The organism is Cellulophaga sp. F20128 (genome assembly GCF_023015805.1).
Lineage (GTDB): Bacteria > Bacteroidota > Bacteroidia > Flavobacteriales > Flavobacteriaceae > Cellulophaga.
The window spans coordinates 1-344 of sequence record NZ_JALKBA010000102.1 but is presented as its reverse complement, the minus strand read 5'-3'; the positions used below and the strand labels follow the sequence as shown (position 1 = coordinate 344).

Annotated in this window: 1 protein-coding gene; it reads right to left on the bottom strand. The window is 38.7% G+C overall.

The genetic code is table 11. The features are described 5' to 3' along the window. Positions 1-344, bottom strand: a 344-nt coding sequence (locus tag MWU65_RS17855) for an alpha-N-acetylglucosaminidase TIM-barrel domain-containing protein (RefSeq protein WP_281501091.1), incomplete at both ends; no start/stop codon positions are given.

Sequence of the window (344 nt, the reverse complement as noted above, 5' to 3'; positions counted from 1 at the left end):
CTTTGGTAGGTAAACATCCATCCCTGCACTACCCATACGGCATCCGGATTTCCTGATTTAAGGGACTCATAAATAGAACTTCCGTACTCTGCCAATAGTTCAGATACCGGTTGATCCGTCTTTGGAAGGTCCATTTCATTGAAACTATCCGCAAGATAGTATTTGCCTTTTCCAAACTCACTTTCCCACTCTTCCATAAAAAGTTTTCCTATCTTATCAAACAAGGGTGTTTTTGGACTGATAAGATATCCTTGATATTTTTCTGGAAAACCTCCCCAACTTACTTGTAAAAGTTCATTCTCAGGATATAATCTATTGATGTCTTTTGGAGCAAAACCAGCAAA